This is a genomic window from Achromobacter sp. MUI-25009338 (assembly GCF_057359325.1).
In genome coordinates this window covers 5,806,898-5,827,164 of sequence record NZ_CM170627.1, presented here as the reverse complement: position 1 = coordinate 5,827,164, position 20,267 = coordinate 5,806,898, and the positions used below count along the sequence as shown (strand labels likewise).

The following is a 20,267-nucleotide window of genomic DNA, read 5'->3' as shown; positions in this document are numbered from 1 at the left end:
GGCGCGCTACTTCTTCAGGGTCGCGTATTGCGCCAGCGTGACCTGGTCCGGCCGGCCCTGGTAGCGGATGTCGTTCTTCATGGCCCACACCGACAGCTCGAAATGGATGGGCAGCATGGCGTAGTCATCCATGGCGATGTTGCCGGCCTCGGACAGCAGCTGCGCGCGCTTGGCGTCGTCCATGGTGGACGACGCCTCCTTGACCAGCGCGTCCATCTTCGGATTGGAATAGCGGCTGCGGTTGGTGGTACCCAGGCCCGCTTCCGGGTTGCGCGTCACCAGCAGCGACGTCAGCGCGTTGGACATTTCGCCGCTGGTCACCGACCAGCCCGCCAGGTAGGCCGAGAACTTGTAGCTGTCGCGGCTCTTGAAGAACACCGGGGGCGTCAGCGCGTCCACGCTGGTCTTGACGCCGATGCGCGTCCACATCGAGGCGATCGCCTGCGCCACCTTGGAGTCGTTCACATAACGCCCCGAAGGCGAGCCCAGCGTGATAGAGAAACCGTCGGGATAGCCCGCTTCCTTGAGCAGCGCCTTGGCTTTCTCGACGTCGGCCTTGGGCGCCTTGGAATGTTCCTTGCTCGATCCGAACATGGGATAGGGCAACAGGTTGCCGGCCGGCAGCGCCACCCCGCCCATCACGCGTTCGACCAGCGCCTGGCGGTTGATGGCCAGCGACAGCGCCTCGCGCACGCGCTTGTCCTTCATGGGGTTCTTGTCGGTGCCCTGCACCCCGGGCGACGGCTCGGCGTACTGGTCCAGCGCGACGTACACCACGCGCACCGACGGCGTTTCCTCGACGTAGAGCTTCTTGTCGGCCTTCAGCTTGGGCAGGTCGTCGGTCGGGGGGTCCTCGATCATGTCCACGTCGCCGGCCAGCAGCGCCGCCACGCGCGCGGCCGCATTGCTGATCGGGCGGTAGACCACGCGATCCCATTCGGGCTTCTTGCCCCAGTAATTGTCGTTGCGCGCCAGCACGAACTCGGCGCCGCGTTTCCACGACACGAACTTGTACGGGCCGGTGCCGATCAGGCCGTCGCCGCTATTGAGTTCGGTGGTGGTCTTGCCCTCCGGCGCCGGCCCCGAGGCCGCCTTCTTGGACATGATGGGCAGCTGCGCCAGATTGACCAGCAGGTTCGGCGCCACTTCCTTGGTGGTGATGCGCACGGTATGCGGATCGACCGCCTCGGTCTTTTCCACCGCGCCCAGGTACAGCGTGAAGGGCGACGGGCTGTTGGGCACCTTGGGCACGCGCGCATAGGTGAAGACGACGTCTTCGGCGGTGAACGGCGTGCCGTCGGAGAACTTCACGCCGGGCCGCAGCTTGAAGGTCCACACCTTGCCGTCCACGGTCCAGGACTCGGCCAGCGCGGGGCGCGGCTTGAGCTGCGCGTCGGTCGCCACCAGCGTGTCGAAAATGGTCTGGGAGATCTGCGTATTCGGCGTGAGCGCGTGATACTGCGGGTCCATGGAGGAAGGTTCGGTCTTCAGGGCGATCACCAGATCGCGGGCCATGGCCGAACCGAGAGTGCCCAACGCCAGAACCGCCGCGGCCGCGCCGCAGGTCAAGACACGCGAAAACCGAGACGCCATAGTGATCTCCCAGAGTAGTTTCGGGTTTTGAACCTCCGGGCCACATTAACCAGCAAACAAGCCGCCGCGCAACAGTTATATTCCCTTATTGTCCTTGCCCCGCCCCGCCTGAAATATGTCCGTCCACGCCCCCATCGCCGCCATCGCCACCGCCCCCGGAAGAGGCGGCATCGGCGTCGTACGGGTCTCGGGCGCGGACCTCTCGGGCTTGGCGCGCCGTCTGTTCCAGCGCGACCTGACCCCGCGCCACGCCCACTACCTGCCCTTCAAAACCGAATCCGGCGAACTGCTGGACGAAGGCATCGCCATTTATTTCCGGGCGCCGCACTCTTACACCGGCGAGGACGTGCTGGAACTGCAAGGCCACGGCGGGCCCGCCGTGCTGCGCCGCGTGCTCGACAGCTGCCTGGCCGCCGGCCGCGACCTGGGCCTGAGGCTGGCCGAGCCCGGCGAATTCACGCGCCGCGCCTTTCTCAACGACCGCATGGACCTGGCCCAGGCCGAGGCCGTGGCCGACCTGATCGACGCCTCGTCGGTGGCCGCCGCGCGCGGCGCCATGGCCTCCCTGTCGGGCGAATTCTCGGCGCGCGTGAACGACCTGTCCGACCGCATCGTGCATCTGCGCATGCTGGTCGAGGCCACGCTGGACTTCCCCGAAGAGGAAATCGACTTCCTCGAAAAATACCAGGCGCGCCCGACGCTGGAAGCCCTGGCCGCCGACCTGGCCGCGCTGATCGCCCAGGCGCGCCAGGGCGTCATCCTGCGCGAAGGCCTGCACGTCGTGTTCGCCGGCCAGCCCAACGTCGGCAAATCCAGCCTGCTCAACGCGCTGGCCGGCGACGACATCGCCATCGTGACCCCCATCGCCGGCACCACCCGCGACAAGGTCGTGCAGGAAATCCATATCGACGGCGTGCCGCTGCACATCGTCGACACCGCCGGCCTGCGCGAAACCGAAGACACCGTCGAAAGCATAGGCATCGCCCGTACCTGGCAGGAAATCGAACGCGCCGACGTCATCCTGCATCTGCAGGACGCCACCCAGCCCGGCGACCAGCTCGACGCCCAGATCACCGCGCGCCTGCCGCCGCGCACGCCGGTGCTCAAGGTCTACAACAAGATCGACCTGCTGGCCGCCCCCTTCGCCGCCGGTCCCGGCGAACTCGGCATCTCGGCCAAGCGCGGCATCGGCCTGGACGCGCTGCGCGCCGAACTGCTGCAGATCGCCGGCTGGAACCCGGGGGCGGAATCCCCTTGGCTCGCGCGCGAACGCCATCTGCACGCGCTGCAGGCGGCCGCCGAACACCTGGCGCTGGCCGGCGAACACGCGCAACAGGACGACCGCGTGCTGGACCTGTTCGCCGAAGAACTGCGCCTGGCGCACGACAGCCTGTCCAGCATCACCGGAAAATTCACCAGCGACGATCTGCTGGGGGAGATTTTTTCGAGTTTTTGTATTGGGAAGTGAGGTGGGGTCCATGGACGTCCACTGAAGTCTGCTGATGCGGCTGTAGGCCGCATAAATAAAGGGATTTTTGTCTTCTGAGTGATTCGGTGATACAGTCGAAGCCAATCGCTTTTATGTCCAAGTTTGGTTCCAAGTAGCTGGGTTTTTGTCTCTCATCCCCCTGCTTGGACATACGGAGGATGAGATGGCACTGACCGACACCGCGCTCAAGGCACTCAAGCCCAGGGACAAAACCTATACGGTCACCGACGACCGCGGGCTGTATGTGGAAGTCTTCCCAACCGGGGGCGTCGTCTGGCGTTACCGCTACCGGCTGAACGGCAAGTACGAGAAGCTGACGCTGGGCAAGTACCCTGCGCTAACGCTGAAGAACGCTCGCCTGAAACGGGATGAGGCGGCCCAGCAAGTAGCGATGGGCGAATCGCCTGCAAAGAAGAAGCAGCAGGCCAAGATGGCCGGCGCAGAAGACGCCACGGTGGCCGACTTCGCCGAACGCTTCTTCAAGGACATCCAGTCGCGCGACCGCAAGGACGTGACCATGCCTCGCCGCTACCTGGAAAAGGACATCCTGCCTCACATCGGCAGCAAGCCGGTCCGGGACATTACCGCCGAGGACGTGCGCAGCGTCATCTGGCGCAAGAAGGAGCAAGGCTTCGACGCCGCCGCGGGCCAGGTGCGCGGCCTGCTCAAGCGCATGTTCGACTACGCGCTGACCTGCGGCCTGATCCAGGCCAACCCGGTCATGGCCTTGCCGATGCGCCACGTCTACCGCGCCGCCGCCCGCGACCGGGCGCTGACACCGGACGAGATCCGGCAGTTCCTGCGCGCCATGCAGACCTCCAACATCCGCCGCCAGTTCAAGATCGCCTTCCAGTTGATCCTGATTACCCTGGTGCGCAAGTCCGAGCTGATGCTGGCGCAGTGGAAGGACGTGCATCTGGACGAAGGCGAATGGCACATCCCGGTCGAGAACTCCAAGACCGGCAAGCCGCACATCGTCTACCTGTCCACCCAGGCACAGACGCTGTTCAAGGAACTCAAGCCGCTGGCCAGCAGTAGCAACTGGGTGCTGCCAGGGCGTGGCACCCTGGCCAAGCCCTTCGCCAACAATGCGCTAAACCAGGCGCTGAAGGTGTCATTGCAGGGGCAGGAGATCCCGGCCTTCACCATCCATGACCTACGGCGCACGGCCTCGACATTGCTGCACGAGCAGGGCTGGCCTTCGGATGTGGTGGAAAAAGCGCTGAACCACACCATCGGCGGCGTGCGCGGCGTCTACAACCGGGCGGAATACGCTGAGCAGCGGCGGGAGATGTTGCAGGCGTGGTCGGACTACATCGACGGGTTGGCGCCGTCGGCCAATTTGGTGGTGTGAGTCCGGCCAGGACGCTGGTGGCCTTTTCCCTTTTTGGGTGGGGCCGTTGACCCTTGATTGCCATTCCCCTTCGGCTTACTACCCTTGCCCCCTTTCGTAATAGAAGCTACCCAACCGTCTATTCGCATGTGTTTAACGCATGGCACTTTCCGTGCCATGCAAAGTGCAGTACATTTGCAAGTAAATATGACTTATCCCAAGGCCTTGCAATGACGCGCTTGAAGGTTGAAACGCTCTCCATTCGAACGTCGCCAAACGTCAAACAACTGTTGCGTGCCGCAGCGGAACGTGAACACCGCTCCGTGGCCTCGATGGTGGAGGTGCTGGTGATCGAATATGCCCGCAAGCACGGGTTGCAGGTACCTGCGCAGGATGGACGTCCGTCGGAATCGTCAGCGTGATGAAGTGTCCGTTGGCTTGCTTCCCAGTCCCCCCTCCATCCACCCGAGCGTAGCGTAGAAACTCCATGTCCCTTTCCCAGCCTCCCGCCCCCGGTTCCCGCGCCCTGATTCGCGACGAAGAATGGCTCGTCCAGCATGCTGATCAATGCGCCCAGGGCGGCTGGCAGCTCTCCTGCATCGGGGTGTCGGAAACCGTGCGCAATCGCCACGCCCTGTTCCTGACGGCGCTCGATGACGTCACCCTGATCGACCCGGCACAGACCGAGCTGGTGTTTGACGACTCTCCCGGATTCATGGCCGCACGGCTGGCGATCGAAGCCCGCCTGCGCCAATCCGCCGTGCAGGGCGATGCCTTGGTGCTGGGGCATCAGGCCGTGATGGATGCCTTGCCCTTCCAGCTCGATCCGGCCCACCATGTGCTACAGCAACTGCGCCCGCGTCTGCTCATTGCCGATACCGTCGGCCTGGGCAAGACCCTTGAAGCAGGCATCCTCACCGCCGAGCTGATCCGCCGCGGCCGTGCCCGGCGCATCCTTGTGGTCACCACCAAAAGCATGATGCGCCAGTTCCAGCAGGAGTTCTGGAACCGCTTCACCATCGCCCTGACGCGCCTGGATTCGGCGGGCATCCAGCGCATCCGCCGCCAGATACCAGCCAACCACAACCCTTTCAGCTACTACGACCGCACCATCATCTCGGTCGATACGCTCAAGCGCGACAGCGAATACCGCCATTACCTGGAAAGCGCGTGGTGGGATCTCATCATCATCGACGAGGCCCACAACGTCTCCTACAAGGGCAATCGCACCCAGAGCAACCGTCTGGCCGAACTTTTGGCCCAACGCTCCGACGCGCTCATCCTGCTCACCGCCACGCCGCACAACGGCAAGAAGGAGAGCTTCGCCAGCCTGGTGCGCATGCTCGACCCCACCGTGCTGCCGCCTGGGGCCGACTACAGCCGCAGCGACGTGGAGCACCTGTTCATCCGCCGCTTCAAGAGCGACGTGCGCGAACAGATGAAGCAGGATTTCCCCGAGCGCCGGGTCTTCAGGCTGGCCGCCCAGGCCAGCGCCGCCGAGAACCTCGCCTTCGATGCCCTGGCCGAACTCGAGCTCGCCAGCGATGGCGGCGGCGCGCGCGACGGCGCCATGCTGTTCCGCACCGTGCTGGAAAAAGCCCTGTTCTCCTCGCCCGCCGCCTGCCTGCAAACGCTTAAAGAGCGCATCCGTCGCCTGGAGGCCCGCGATGCAACGCATCCCGACCTGGCTTCGCTGCGCGACCTGCAAGCCCTCGTGCAACAGATCGAGCCTGCACAGTTCAGCAAGCTGCAATATCTCATCGCCCAGCTCAAGGACGACCCGCACTGGCGCTGGGACGGCCGTGCCGCCGATGACCGCCTGGTGCTCTTCACCGAGCGCATCGAAACCCTGAAATTCCTGCAACAACACCTGCCGGCCGCGCTGGGCCTGAAGGCGGACGCCGTCGCCATCCTGCACGGCCAGTTGCCCGATCAGGACATCCAGCAGACGGTCGAGGATTTCGGCCGCGGCCATTCGCCGCTGCGCCTGCTCATCGCCTCCGACGTGGCCTCCGAAGGCCTGAACCTGCACTACCAGTCGCACCGGCTGATCCACTTCGACATCCCCTGGTCGCTGATGGTGTTCCAGCAGCGCAACGGCCGTGTGGACCGCTATGGCCAGACGCAAGCGCCCAAGATCGGCTACCTCTACACCCAGCCGCATAACGAGCGTGTCCGTGGCGACCTGCGCTACCTGGAAATCCTGATCGAAAAGGACGAACAGGCCGCGAAGAACATTGGCGACCCCTCTGCCTTCATGGGCCTGTACGACGAAGACGCCGAAACTTTGGAAGTGGCCAAGGCCATCGAAGACAACACCACCGCCGAAGCGTTCGCCCGGCAACTGGCGGGCGGCGACGTCGATCCCTTCGAACTGCTCTGGGGCGACGCCGCCAACAGCGTGACGCCACCGGTGGGCAACCCGGTGCCTTCCACCACGCCATCCCCTACCGCTACGTTGCCCAGCCTGTTCGCCGGTCACTACCACTACGCCCGCGACGGCCTGCGCTGGCTGCGGCAGCACCAGCCCGAGCAGCAACCCGCCGTACAGGCCGACGACGCCACCCGTACCCTCAGCTTCCAGCCGGGGCGCGACCTGGCGCAGATTCTGGAGCGCGACCTCGCCCCGGAAATGTGGCCCACCGACAATACGTTCGCCCTCTGCGCCGACAAGCGCACGGTCGAGGCCGCCATCGCCCAGTCCCGCGACGGCAGCGACTGGCCACAACTGCACTATCTTTGGCCGCTGCACCCCATCGCCCAATGGCTGGACTACAAGCTGATGGCGGCCTTCGGCCGTCAGCGCGCCCCGCTGCTGCGCGTACCGCAAGGTCTGCAAGCGGGTGAAGCCATCATCCTCGTGCTGGCCCAGGTGCCCAACCGGCGCGGCCAGGCCATGCTGGCCGAATGGCTGGGCGTGCAGCTCGATGCGCGGGGCCAGGTGCAGACCGTGCTGAGCCTGCCCGATACCCTGCACCGAACCGGGCTGGATGGCGGCCAGAACCCGGCCCCGGCCAACGATGGCCATGCCCCCGACAGCCGCCTCTGGCAGCAAGCCCTGCCTGCCGTCATCCGCGCCGCCGAAGCCTACCTGCGCCCCATCAAGCAGGCATTCGATGCCGACTGCCGCCAGCGCCTGGACCAGGAACTGACCAAGCTGGCCACCCTGCGCGACAAGCACCTCGCGCAGATGGAACTGGAACTGGCGCAGGGCGGCATCGAACAAGTCCGCGCCGCCCAGCGCCAGCAGCGCGAAAGCGCCACCGCCGACTTGTTCGGCCAGTACCAGCAATGGGTGCGCGACACGCTGCAACTGGACGACCGCGCCCAGTTCACCGTGGTTGCCGCCCTGGTTTCCCAACAGGACGCAGCACCACAGGACATGGCGCAAGGAGCGGCCCAATGAGCTTCACCATCAACGGCCTCATCAACGCCAACGAGTTCTACAGCCAGCACTACCTGGACGACATCCTGGTCAAGGATCTCAAGCCGCTGTTCGAGCAGTGGAAGGAACAGGGCGCGGGCAGCCCCGTTGCCCGCCTGCGCAGCGCCAGCGGTGCCAACGGCTATTTCCGCGACCGCGAGCGCTTCCTGGCCGAAAAACGCCCAGAGGCACGCGCGCGCCTGCTGCACGAACTGGCCCAGCCGCTGCTGGCCGCGCTCGGCTATGCATTGCAGCCTCAAGCCCTGACCCTGGCCAACGCCGGCCGCGAAGGCGAATTGCCCTTGCTGGCCCTGTACCGCGACGCCAAGGGCCACCCGTTGCTGACCATCGCCGCCGCGCTGGCCCTGCCGGGCGACGAAGACACCGCGCCGCTGCAACTGCCCCCGCGTGACGGCAACGGCGCCAAAGCCGGCCGTCACCACGCGGACTGGGAGGAAACCCTTTCCCGCCGCCTGTTCGCCGACGACACCCCGCCCCGCTGGGTGCTACTGGTTCACCACGAACAATGGCTGCTGATCGAACGCAGCAAATGGGGCCGCAAGGCCCTGCTGCGCTTCGACCTGCCGGAACTGTTCGGCCCGCGCGACGAACACAGCCTGCGCGCCTTCGCGGCGCTACTGGGCAAACAATCCGTTCTGCCCGCAGAAGGCGGCGCGGCCCTGCTCGACAGCCTGGACGACAGTTCCCACAAACACGCCTTCGAGGTCTCCACCGACCTCAAGTACGCCCTGCGCGAGTGCATAGAACTGATCGCCAACGAGGCCATCCGCTACAAGCGCGAAGTCAGCAAGGAAAAGCTCTTTGATCGCACCGACACCGACCTGGCCGACCAGCTCAGCCGCGAAAGCCTGCGCTACATGTACCGGCTGCTGTTCCTGTTCTACATCGAGGCCCGCCCTGAACTGGGCTACGCCCCGATCCAGGCAGAAGCCTATCTGAAGGGCTACAGCGTCGAACACCTGCGTGAGCTGGAACAGACCCCGCTCACCACCGACCAAGCCCGCAACGGCTTCTACTTCCATGACAGCCTGCAACAACTGTTCGGCCTGATCTGGCAGGGCTTCCCGCGCCGCGATGCCGGCAGCGGACAGCAGGAACTGGGCCCCGGCGTTGAGCCGGCACCGGGTGACATCGCGCAAGGCAGTGGCTTCACCATCGCCCCGCTGCAAGGCCACCTGTTCGACCCGGAACGCACCCGGCTGCTGAACAGCGTCAAGCTGCGCAACCACGTCCTGCAACGCGTCATCGAGCTGATGTCCCTGTCGCGTGGCAGCAGCGGCAGGAACGGCCGCCGTGGCCGCATCAGCTACGCCACACTTGGCATCAACCAGTTGGGTGCCGTGTACGAGGCGCTGCTCTCCTTCCGAGGCTTCTTCGCCGAAGAAGACCTGTATGAAGTGCGCCGCGACCCCAAGGCCCAAAAGGCTAGCCGCACCGAAGATGACGAAGGCGGGCTCCCCGATGACAGCGACGCCACGGAGGACGACGACACCCCGCCCGCCAGCGCCCGCGAAAAGCGCAAGGACGCCGAACTCGACCCGCTGGAAGCCGCCTATTTCGTGCCAGCCAGCGCCATCGGCCAGTACAGCGACGCTGAACGCCTGTTCGGCGGCGAGCCGCGCCTGCACAAGAAAGGCAGCTTCATCTACCGGCTGGCTGGGCGCGAGCGCGAAAAGTCCGCCAGCTACTACACCCCGGAAATCCTCACCCGCTGCCTGGTGGAGCACGCCCTGCGCGAAATCCTGCCCGGCAAATCCGCCGACGACATCCTGCGCCTGACCGTCTGCGAGCCCGCCATGGGCAGCGCGGCCTTCCTGAACGAAGCCGTCAGCCAGTTGGCCGAAGCCTACTTGCAGGCCAAGCAGAAGGAACTGGGCCGGAGCATCCCGCACGATGACTACGCGGCGGAAAAACAGCGGGTCAAGATGTACATCGCCGACACCAACGTGTTCGGCGTCGATCTCAACCCCGTGGCCGTGGAACTGGCCGAAGTCTCGCTGTGGCTCAACGCCATCTTCAAGGGCGGCCATGTGCCCTGGTTCGGCCTGCAACTGGTGGCCGGCAATTCCCTGGTCGGCGCGCGGCGCGATGTCTTCAGCACTGCGCAACTGTCGCCCGGCCGGGGCGAGAAGGACATGCCCGAGCGCGACTGGCGCTGCGCCGTGCCGCGTGCCCTCGCGCTTTCGGAAACACCTTCCGCCACCGATATCTTCCACTTCCTGCTGCCCGCCGAGGGCATGGGCGCCGTCACCGACAAGGTGGTCAAGGCACTGGAACCCGCCGCCTTCGAACGCTTCAGGCAATGGCGCAAGACCTTCACCGCCCCGCTGGAACGCAGCGAAATCACCCGCGTGCAGGCCATCGCCCAGGCCGCCGAAGCCCTCTGGCAGCAGCATGCCCAGGAACTGGCCCGCGTGCGCCGCGCCACCAGCGACGAGCTGCACGTCTGGCCCAGCACCGACGCCAACCGTGCGCCCACCACCACCGCGCAGAAGGACGCCACCTTCCAGCGCGAAATGCTCAGCGAGGCGCAGAAGAACGCCAGCCCCTACCGCCGCCTGAAGCTGGTGATGGACTACTGGTGCGCCCTGTGGTTCTGGCCGCTGGACAAGGCGGACGACCTGCCCAGCCGCGAGGAATGGTGGTTCGTGCTGGAAACCGTGCTGCTGGGCAACGCCAGCCTGGCCGCCAACACCGGCGGCAGCGACCTGTTCCCGGAAACCATGCCCCAGTCCACGCTGGACTTCACCCCCGAGCGCGACCGCTACGGCCATGTGGATATCGAAGCGCTGGTCGAAATCCTGCCGCAACTGCAAGTGTCCCGGCAGGTGGCCGCGCAACAGCGCTTCCTGCACTGGGAGCTGGAATTCGCCGATATCTTCCAGCAGCGCGGCGGTTTCGATGTGGTACTGGGCAACCCGCCGTGGATCAAGGTGGAATGGAACGAGCAAAGCCTGCTGTCGGACTTCGACCCGCGCTTTGCCATCCGCAAGCTCAGCGCCAAGCAGACTGCCGACCAGCGCGAGGCCGTGTTTGCCGTCGTGCCCCAAGCCCGTGCCGACTACCTGGCCGAATGTGTGGCTACCGAGGGGTTGGGCGCGTTTCTCAATGCGGTGCAGAACTATCCGTTGCTCAAGGGCCAGCAAAGTAATTTGTACAAATGCTTTCTGCCGCTGGTGTGGCGCGTGGGTGGTGGTGTGCAGGCGCTGCTGCATCCGGAGGGGCCATATGACGATCCGAAGGGTGGGGAGTTACGGGCGGCGATGTATGCGCGGTTGCGCTCGCATTATCAGTTCCAGAACGAACTGAAGCTATTTGCCGAAATTGGCAACCGCGTCAAATACAGCATCAACGTCTATGGGATGGAGCAGACAGTTCGGTTCCGGACGATTGCCAACCTTATGCATCCGCAGACCAGCTTTGCTTGCCTGGAACATTCCGGGGCAGGGGCAACGCCGGGCATCAAAAATGACGAAGACCATTGGGATCTGACTGGGCACCGCAATCGCGTGGTGGAAGTGAATGAAGGCGTACTCGCCACCTTCGCCCAGCTCTACGACGCTCCCGGCACGCCGCCCTTGCAGGCCCGCCTACCCGCCGTGCACAGCCGCGAACTGGTTTCGGTGCTGGAAAAATTCGCCCGCGTCCCGCGCCGCCTGGGCGATCTGAAAGATGACTACTTCACGCTGGAAATGTGGCACGAAACCGGCGCGCAGAAGGACGGCACCATCCGCCGCGAAACCGGCTTCGTGAGCCGCCCCGAAGACTTCGTGCTCTCCGGTCCGCACTTCTACGTCGGCAACCCGCTCAGCAAGACCCCTAAAGCCGTCTGCGAAACCCACAAAGCCTACGACACACTTGACCTCGAAACCCTGCCCGACGACTACCTGCCACGCAGCAACTACCGCCCCGCGTGCAGCCCCGACGAATACGCCCGCCGCGTGCCGCGCGTCAGTTGGGTGGAGGAAGGGGAAGCCGAGGCAAAGCCGGTGACGGCGTATTACCGCCTCTTCTTCCGCAACATGCTTTCTCAGAGTGGCGAAAGAACGTTAATACCAGCTATTTTCCCCAAAGGGGTCGCGAATATTCATCCTGTTCAATGCTCTGTCATCAGGCATGAGCAGGATTTGGTTACAGCGGCTGGCATAACGTTTAGCCTTGTCGGTGATTTCTTTGTCAAAGCAACGGGAAAAGCCATGCTTTATGGGGCATGGACGCAATTGCCATACGTTGATAGTTCAGCCATTAGGTTGAGGGCTCTTGCGTTGTCGTGCCTCACCACCCACTACGCCGACCTCTGGCAATCCTGCTGGCAACCCGAATTCCAGCAAGACCGCTGGGCCAGCGCCGACCCGCGCCTGCCGCAGGACTTCTTCGCCAATCTCATCCCTGAATGGCAGCGCCACAACGCCCTGCGCAGCGACTATGCCCGGCGCCAGGCCCTGGTTGAAATCGACGTCCTCGCCGCCCAGGCCCTGGGCCTCACGCTGGACGAACTGCTCACCATCTACCGCGTGCAGTTCCCCGTCATGCGCCAGTACGAGCGCGACACCTGGTTTGATGCCAACGGCCGCGTCGTCTTCACCGCCAGCAAGGGCCTGGTCGGCGTTGGCCTGCCGCGCAAGGCCGCTCGCCGCGACCCCGAATGCACCGTCATCACCCCCGACGGCATCCGCCAGCCGCGCCGCCTCGGCTGGGAAGACATCCAGCCCAAGCGCATGCCCGACGGCACCCTGCACCCCCAGGTCCCCGACGGCACGGTGATCGAACGCCCCATCACCGACACCACCCAAACCGGCGGCCCCATTGACCGCACCATCCGCTACGTCGCGCCCTTTACCCTGGCGGATCGCGAAGCGGATTACCGGGTAGCATGGATGCATTTCGCGTCATCACCGCTTTCTGAATGAGGCACACCATGAAACTGACCTCGATCCATTTGCAGAACTATCGTGCCCACACGGATTTGCGCGTGGAATTCAATGCCACATTCAATGTGGTGGCTGGGATCAATGGCAGCGGTAAGACTTCCCTGCTCAAGGGTATTGCCGAGGGTGTAGCTGGATTGCTGTGGGGAATTCCGAATGTTCCAAGTTCACCCTTGGGCGAGCCAGCCTACGCGCATGTCAGTGCCTTGTATGTGGAGGGGCGTTATCGCTTCGAGCCACTGTTTCCCGTAACGGTAAAAACCGAAGGGCGTGCAGTAGAAAACGACTTCACCATCACAGTAAAAAAAGCGAGCGATGTTGCACAACTTGCTTTTGAAGGAAGGTCTCCACTGCGTGATCTCATTCAAGGCAGAGGGAATAGCCAGCCGACGCAGGGACATATAGTCCTACCGGTGGTTGCCTTCTACCGCGCAAACCGCCAGTGGATTTCTGATCGCAGTCAGGTGATGAAGGCCGCCATGGAAAAATCCTCCCGCCACGATGGCTACCAACAATGGTGGGATGCGGCTTTTAATGTCTCTGCTTTGCAGCATTGGGTAATCGGCAAGTGCCTGGAGCGTTATCAACGCTCGTCCGAAACCGGCAAGCGCTTCCATGAAATCGACGATGACGAACTGGCACTGGTCAATACCGCTTTGACCGCTGCCATCGAAGGCATTGGCGATCTGCGCTACGACATGCAGCAGAAAAGTTTGCTGGTGAGTTGGCAACAGGCAGAAGGTGACGAGCAGAAAACCATTTCCTTCGATCACCTCAGCGACGGCCAGCGCGCGGTGATCTGCCTGGTGGCGGATATTGCCCGGCGCATCTGCCTACTCAACCCGCAACTGGGTAAAGATGTAATCCGCAAAACGCCAGGTGTAGTGCTGATCGATGAACTGGACGTGCATCTACATCCCCGCTGGCAGCGCCGTATCGTCAATGGACTGAAGGCAGCATTTCCGTGCGTTCAATTCATTGCTTCTAGCCATTCGCCCCAGGTACTGGGTGAACTGCAACCGGAAGAAATCATCCTGTTGCGCGAGGGGGGCACAAGCCAGCCGCAAGTCAGCTATGGGCTGGATTCCAGCCAGGTTCTGGAAGAAATCATGGGGGCATCCTCCCGTAACCTGAAAGTGGACGAAAAGCTGAAGCAACTGTTTGAGAAGATCGAAAACGGTCCACTGAACGAAGCCAAGCGCTTACTGGATGAGCTGAAAGAATCTGCGCCGCAAATCCCCGAGTTAGGCCGTGCCGACGCCCTGATCCGCCGCAAGGAGGTGATCGGGCGATGAAGCTTGTGCAGAAGCAGAAAGCGCCGGAGAGCTTCGAACAATGGAAAGCACAGGCCAATGACGATTGGCAGCCGACCTATGCCGATTTGCAGAACCCGGAGAAGGCGCAACTGCAAGAAGCCTTGCTGAGCGAGCAGGGCTGGGTGTGCTGCTATTGCGGCCGCAGCATCGAGCAGGCGAACAGCCACATCGAGCATTTCCAGCCGCAGGAGCACTATCCCGACAGGGCATTGCGCTATAACAACCTGTATGCCTCTTGCATTCGTGAAACCAGTCCAGGAACGCCCTTGCATTGCGGCCATGGCAAGGGAAATAACTTCGACGAAGCGCGTGCAATAAGCCCGACAGACCTTGATTGCGAGCGGCAATTTCGTTACACGCTGGACGGACAAATCCTCCCGGAAAATGAAAAGGCCGCCTACATGCGCGATTTGCTCAAGCTGGATATCGAGTTCTTGAACGACCGCCGGGCAGCAGTTCTTCAAGGTGTGTTCGACAACGATTTTCTGGAGAACGCCAGCACTGACGAACTACGCCGCCTGCGCGAAGGTTACAAGCGGCCCGATGCCGATGGCCATCTCCCAGATTTCGGCCACATCGTGGCGCGTTATGCCGAACAATTGATGGGGGAGGCTGATGCGTAGCGCCACCGACCTCTTCGAAGAACTCAACTCGGTCGATGAGTCCACCCGCATCGAGGCCAAGCGCGCCAGCGAGCTGGGCAAATCTGTGATGCAGACGGTCATCGCCTTCGCCAATGAGCCTGGGCTGGAGGGCGGTTATCTGCTGCTGGGCGCGGACTGGTTCGTCAACGACAAGGGCGATACGGTGTATCGTGCCGCTGGCCTGCCCGACCCTGACAAGGTGCAGCGCGACCTGGCCAGCCAGTGCGCGTCCATGCTCAACGTCGCCCTGCGGCCGGAGATGCAGACCGAGACCGTGGATGGCAAGACAGTGCTGGTGGTGTACGTACCCGAGGCCGATGTCACCCAGAAGCCGGTCTACCTCAAGGCTACCGGTTTGCCGCGCGGGGCCTACCGCCGCATCGGTTCCAGCGACCAGCATTGCGTGGATGAAGACCTGTGGGTGCTGCGCGGCGAAAGCCAGCCGTTGCACGGACCGGATTCCAGCATCCTGCCCGATGCCCGGTTGGATGACTTCGACCCCGCCGCCGTGGCCGCCTATCGGCGCGAACGTGCCCGCATCAACCCCCAGGCTGAGGAGCTGGATTACGGCGACGAGGACCTGCTCGAAGCCCTGGGCGCGTTGCGCCGCGTGGACGGTCGATTGCAGCCGACGCTTGCCGGCATGGTGCTGTTCGGCAAGCCATTGGCCTTGCGCCGGTTGTTGCCCATGGTACGCATCGACTACATCCGCGTGCCCGGCAACGAATGGGTGGAAGACCCAGAAAACCGCTTCCAGTCCATCGACATCCGCAAGCCGCTGTTGCTGGCGTTGCCGCAGGCCGAGGCCAGCATCATCGACGAGTTGCCCAAGGGCTTTCGTCTGCCCGAAGGGCAATTGCACAGCGTGCAGGAGCCGATCCTGCCGCGCAAGGTGATCCGCGAGGCACTGGCCAATGCCGCCATGCACCGCAGCTATACCGTGCATAGCCCGACCCAGATCATCCGCTACAGCAACCGCATCGAAATCCGCAATGTCGGCTATTCCCTCAAGGAGCCCGCGCAGTTGGGTACGCCGGGGTCGCGCCTGCGCAACCCGGCCATTGCCGCCGTGCTGCACGACCTGCACCTGGCCGAAGCCAAAGGCACCGGCATCCGCGCTATGCGACGCCTGGCCGCCGAGGCGGGCTTGCCCTTGCCGGAATTTCACTCCGACCGGCAGGCCAACGAGTTCCGGCTCACCCTATTCCTGCATAACCTGCTGACCGAGGACGACCATGCCTGGCTGCGGGGGTTCGCCGGCGCGGCGGTCAGTGCCGACGAAGCCAAGGTGTTGATCTACGTTCGCGCCACGGGCGCGGTGGATAACACGGCCTGCCGGGATTTTTGCGGACTGGATACGCTGGCGGCCAGCCTGGTCCTGCGCCGGCTGCGCGACCGGGGACTGTTGGAGAAGCAAGGAGCGGGCAGCCGCACCTACTACACCCTGGCGGCTTCCGAGCGCCAGGCAAGCGTCCCTTCCGACCAGACTGAACTGCCGCTGGATGTTCCGTCCCATGCCGACACCCTGCACAGCCGCTCAGCCGAGCATGCCACCCAAACCGACGAAGCTTGCAACCTTGAGCTTGCAACCTTGCCCCCCGAGCTTGCAACCTTTCTTGCAACCCTGAAAGGACGCACAACGGAGGCCGCCCTGCGCGACGCTATTTGCCGCCTGTGCGACTGGAAGCCGCTGACGGTGGATCAGCTTGCAACCTTTCTGGGCAAGAGTCGGCAATATTTGCGTAACAAACATCTGATTCCGATGGTGCGCGACGGCGAGCTGCGTTTCCGTTACCCGGAAAGCGCCAAACACCCGCATCAGGCTTATGTGACGCCCAAAGCGGGGGATCCTTGATATGCAACCCCTAATCGTTTCCCAGCAAATCACCCAAGGAGTGGCCGACTTTCTGCGCGCGGCCTTCCCGGCCACCACGCCGGGCTTCGACGGCCTGATCCAGCGCTTCCTGGCCGACCGCGACCGGGTGTTCAAGGGGCCGTACCTAACCTTGCCGCTGCCGTTCCGCAAGCAGGCCGATAGAGGCCAGCCCACGTTCGGCTGGCTGCCGCCGGGCTTCATCCCCCATGCCCACCAGGGCCGGGCGTTCGCACGCCTGACCGGAGAGCAGGCTCGATCGACCCTGGTGGCCACCGGCACCGGCTCGGGCAAGACCGAGTGCTTCCTCTATCCAATCCTGGAGCATTGCCGCGAACAACGGGAACTGGGCCGGTCGGGCATCAAGGCCATCATCCTGTACCCGATGAACGCGCTGGCCTCGGATCAGGCCAGCCGCCTGGCCAAGGAGATCCTGCGCACACCCGCACTGGCCGGTATCCGCGCAGGCCTGTACGTGGGCGAGGCCCCGGCCGAGGAATCCTCCCGCGTGCAGCAACTGGCCGATGGCGGCTTCTCGATCATCACCGACCGCAACGCGCTGCGCGAAAACCCGCCGGATATCCTGCTGACCAACTACAAGATGCTGGATTTCCTGCTGATCCGTGCCGCCGATGCGCCACTGTGGGCGCGGCAGCAACCGGATACGCTGCGCTATCTGGTGGTCGATGAGTTGCACACCTTCGACGGTGCCCAGGGTACGGATCTGGCCTGCCTGATTCGCCGCCTCAAAGGCCGACTGGAGACGCCGCCGGGGCAACTGGTGTGCGTGGGCACCTCGGCCACGCTGGGCAGCGATGGCGAACAGGATTTGCTGGCGTTTGCCGGCCAGATCTTCGGCGAGACGCTGGATGACCAAGCCGTGATCGCCGAAGACCGCGAGCCGGTGGCGGACTATCTGGCGGATGCCGTGGTGGAGTTCACCCAATCTCCGCTGCCGGACGCCGTGTCGGTGCTGGATCCGGCAGGCCATGACGACTTGCCGTCCTGGCTGGCGGCCCAGGTGCCACTGTGGTTCGGCACCTCATGCAGCGCCGAGCAAGTGAACGATGCGGGCTGGCGCTGTCGCTTGGGCGGGATGCTGAAAAGCCACTTCGCCTTCCAGAACCTGTTGCGCGATATGGAGCGCCTAGGGCCACGCGCCGTGGCGCTGGACGATCTGCTGGCGGTACTGGCGCGCCGCCTGCCACCCCATGCCGACGCGCGCTATCCACTGCTGTGGCTGGGCAGCCTGCTGGCGCTGGTGGCGCATGCGCGCCAGCCTCGTGGCGTGTCGCTCGACGCGGTGCGCGGCGAACAGGACGTGACCTTCTTCCTGCAAGTCAAGGTGGAGCTTTGGCTACGCGAGTTGCGCCGCATGGTGGCTTCGTTGGGCAACCCGCCTCGACTGACCCATCACGACGATCTGGGCAAGGCCGAGCAGACACAGGTCTGGTTGCCGGTGATCCACTGCCGGGACTGCCACGCCACCGGCTGGGGCACCACCTTGCCCAGGACCAGCCCGAATCAATTCAACCAGGACATCCAGCAGTTCTACAGTGCCTTCTTCGCCGAGGATGTCAGCACCCGCTTTCTGTTCCCCCATGGCGAAAGCGCAGACCCGAAGCTATTCGAGCACAAGAAGGTCTGCCCGCGCTGCGGTACGCTGCATGCGGTGGGGCAGACGCACTGCGACTGCGCTGAAGACCCGGTCGCGCTGGTGGATGTCGATGTGACCGCCAACCTGCGCGAAGGCACGCGCAACGGCGCTCGCTATACCCGTTCCCATCATAACTGCCCGTACTGCGGCGGGCACAAGACGCTGTCCATCGTCGGTTCGCAGGCGGCCAGCCTGGCGGCGGTGATGCTGGCGCAACTGTTCGGTTCACGTTTCAACCCGGACAAGAAGCTGATCGCGTTTTCCGATTCGGTGCAGGACGCGGCGCACCGTGCGGGGTTCCTGGCGGCCCGGACCTGGCGCCTGAACTTGCGCCCGGCGGTGGCCCAGGTCATTGCCGCAGCGCAGCAGGCCGGGGAACCGCTGACGCTGGCTCAACTGCCGCAAGCCTTCGAGGACCACTGGCTGCCAGCAATGGGGCAGGGCCATTACCTGGCCAACTTCCTGCCGCCGCAACTGCATTGGCTGCGGGATTTTGAAACGCTGATGAGCGAAGGGTCGCTGCCAACCAATAGCGAGTTACCGCAGGATTTGCGTCGCATCCTGCCGTGGGTGCTGAATGCCGAGTTCGGCCAGGACGCCCATATCGGCCGCAGCCTGACCGTGACCGGGACCGCCAGCGTGGAACCGCCACCGCAGGCACTGACATCGGCCGTGCAGTGGATGCTGCCACGCCTGCAGGCCACGCTGGAGCCGCTGTCTGACGTGCCAGCGGATGCTCTGGCGGTATTCCTGCGAGGCATCGTGCAATCCCTGCAGCGGCTTGGGGCCTGGCGCGACGCTGGACTGGGGGTCGTCTCAGAAAACGGAAAATAAAGCACGCTAAGGCATAGCCGAACCTGCCAAGCTTGCTCCACCCTGTAGTGACGCGATCAGCGGGCAGGAAACGTTCCCCCTTCGCGCATGGCAGGCGCACACCAACTCAGACAGCACGGCCTCCATGCGCGCCAGGTCAGCCATTTTCTCGCGCACGTCCTTGAGCTTGTGCTCGGCCAGACTGCTGGCTTCCTCGCAATGGGTGCCATCCTCCAGCCGCAGCAGCTCGGCGATCTCATCCAGGCTGAAGCCCAGCCGCTGGGCTGATTTCACGAAGCGCACCCGCGTTACATCCGCCTCGCCATAGCGGCGGATGCTGCCATAGGGCTTGTCAGGCTCCAGCAACAAGCCCTTGCGCTGATAGAAACGGATGGTCTCCACATTGACCCCGGCCGCCTTGGCGAAAACGCCAATGGTCAGGTTCTCCAAATTGTTTTCCATATCGCTTGACTCCGTACATGAGTACGGAAGTAAGGTTACGCTATCCAATTTCAATTCGAAAGGACAAGCGCATGTCTGAACCAAAAACCGGGCGCGGCGCGCTCTTCACTGGAGGGCTTGCCGCCATCCTCGCCTCGGCTTGCTGCCTCGGGCCGTTGGTTCTGATCGCCTTGGGGTTCAGCGGCGCTTGGATCGGCAACTTGGCGGTGTTGGAACCCTATCGCCCCATCTTTATCGGCGTGGCGCTGGTGGCGTTGTTCTTCGCCTGGCGGCGCATCTACCGGCAGGCAGCGGCCTGCAAACCGGGTGAGGTCTGCGCGATTCCCCAAGTGCGAGCTACTTACAAGCTCATTTTCTGGATCGTGGCCGCGCTGGTTCTGGTCGCGCTCGGATTTCCCTACGTCATGCCATTTTTCTACTGATCGGAGTTCACCATGAAGAAACTGTTTGCCTCCCTCGCCCTCGCCGCCGTTGTTGCCCCCGTCTGGGCCGCCACCCAGACCGTCACGCTGTCCGTACCGGGCATGACCTGCTCCGCCTGCCCGATCACTGTCAAGAAGGCGATTTCCAAGGTCGAAGGCGTCAGCAAAGTTGACGTGACTTTCGAGACACGCCAAGCGGTCGTCACCTTCGACGATGCCAAGACCAGCGTGCAGAAGCTGACCAAGGCAACCGCAGACGCGGGCTATCCGTCCAGCGTCAAGCAGTGAGTCA

The 20,267-nt window shown here is 63.8% G+C and carries 13 protein-coding genes; 11 read left to right on the top strand and 2 right to left on the bottom strand.

Annotated features, from left to right (window positions below):
• Window positions 1-6: 6 nt before the first annotated feature.
• The gene (locus AC1IQ6_RS27585; protein ID WP_111826282.1) at window positions 7-1,593 is read right to left on the bottom strand and encodes an ABC transporter substrate-binding protein; all 1,587 of its coding nucleotides are present in this window, start codon (window positions 1,591-1,593) and stop codon (window positions 7-9) included.
• Window positions 1,594-1,708: 115 nt separating this feature from the next.
• Here AC1IQ6_RS27585 and mnmE point away from each other — a divergent pair, with 115 nt between their 5' ends.
• The 9 genes from mnmE (at window position 1,709) to AC1IQ6_RS27540 (ending at window position 19,112) form a co-directional block, all read left to right on the top strand.
• Entirely contained in the window at window positions 1,709-3,061 is a 1,353-nt protein-coding gene (gene mnmE, locus AC1IQ6_RS27580; protein ID WP_111826283.1) for a tRNA uridine-5-carboxymethylaminomethyl(34) synthesis GTPase MnmE, read from the top strand.
• Between the two features lie 184 nt (window positions 3,062-3,245).
• The gene (locus AC1IQ6_RS27575; protein WP_485865605.1) at window positions 3,246-4,436 is read left to right on the top strand and encodes a tyrosine-type recombinase/integrase; all 1,191 of its coding nucleotides are present in this window, start codon (window positions 3,246-3,248) and stop codon (window positions 4,434-4,436) included.
• A 209-nt stretch (window positions 4,437-4,645) separates the two neighbouring features.
• Window positions 4,646-4,837 carry a type II toxin -antitoxin system TacA 1-like antitoxin gene (locus AC1IQ6_RS27570; RefSeq protein WP_104588210.1) on the top strand — a complete coding sequence of 64 codons (192 nt, stop codon included), beginning with the start codon at window positions 4,646-4,648 and terminating at the stop codon, window positions 4,835-4,837.
• A gap of 65 nt (window positions 4,838-4,902) precedes the next feature.
• Window positions 4,903-7,821: an SNF2-related protein gene (locus AC1IQ6_RS27565; protein WP_485865604.1), complete on the top strand. Its 2,919-nt coding sequence runs from the start codon at window positions 4,903-4,905 to the stop codon at window positions 7,819-7,821.
• A complete protein-coding gene (locus AC1IQ6_RS27560) occupies window positions 7,818-12,770 on the top strand; it encodes an Eco57I restriction-modification methylase domain-containing protein (RefSeq protein ID WP_485865603.1) in 4,953 nt (1,650 codons plus the stop codon). The genes AC1IQ6_RS27565 and AC1IQ6_RS27560 overlap by 4 nt, the downstream gene beginning before the upstream one ends.
• 8 nt (window positions 12,771-12,778) lie before the next feature.
• Window positions 12,779-14,083 carry an AAA family ATPase gene (locus AC1IQ6_RS27555; protein WP_485865602.1) on the top strand — a complete coding sequence of 435 codons (1,305 nt, stop codon included), beginning with the start codon at window positions 12,779-12,781 and terminating at the stop codon, window positions 14,081-14,083.
• The gene (locus AC1IQ6_RS27550; protein ID WP_485865601.1) at window positions 14,080-14,727 is read left to right on the top strand and encodes a retron system putative HNH endonuclease; all 648 of its coding nucleotides are present in this window, start codon (window positions 14,080-14,082) and stop codon (window positions 14,725-14,727) included. Before AC1IQ6_RS27555 ends, AC1IQ6_RS27550 begins: the two co-directional genes overlap by 4 nt.
• The gene (locus tag AC1IQ6_RS27545; protein WP_485865600.1) at window positions 14,720-16,603 is read left to right on the top strand and encodes an ATP-binding protein; all 1,884 of its coding nucleotides are present in this window, start codon (window positions 14,720-14,722) and stop codon (window positions 16,601-16,603) included. Before AC1IQ6_RS27550 ends, AC1IQ6_RS27545 begins: the two co-directional genes overlap by 8 nt.
• A gap of 1 nt (window position 16,604) precedes the next feature.
• Window positions 16,605-19,112 (top strand): DEAD/DEAH box helicase, encoded by a 2,508-nt coding sequence (locus AC1IQ6_RS27540; RefSeq protein ID WP_485865599.1) that lies wholly within the window; start codon window positions 16,605-16,607, stop codon window positions 19,110-19,112.
• Window positions 19,113-19,118: 6 nt separating this feature from the next.
• Here AC1IQ6_RS27540 and merR read toward each other — a convergent pair whose 3' ends face one another.
• Window positions 19,119-19,553 (bottom strand): mercury resistance transcriptional regulator MerR, encoded by a 435-nt coding sequence (gene merR, locus AC1IQ6_RS27535; RefSeq protein ID WP_003131969.1) that lies wholly within the window; start codon window positions 19,551-19,553, stop codon window positions 19,119-19,121.
• Window positions 19,554-19,624: 71 nt separating this feature from the next.
• Between merR and merT the strand changes: the two genes are divergently transcribed.
• Together merT and merP are read left to right on the top strand one after the other, a co-directional pair.
• Window positions 19,625-19,975 (top strand): mercuric ion transporter MerT, encoded by a 351-nt coding sequence (gene merT / locus AC1IQ6_RS27530; RefSeq protein ID WP_003131974.1) that lies wholly within the window; start codon window positions 19,625-19,627, stop codon window positions 19,973-19,975.
• A gap of 12 nt (window positions 19,976-19,987) precedes the next feature.
• Complete coding sequence (gene merP / locus AC1IQ6_RS27525) at window positions 19,988-20,263, top strand: mercury resistance system periplasmic binding protein MerP (RefSeq protein WP_003131987.1); 276 nt, start codon at window positions 19,988-19,990, stop codon at window positions 20,261-20,263.
• Window positions 20,264-20,267 lie beyond the last annotated feature (4 nt).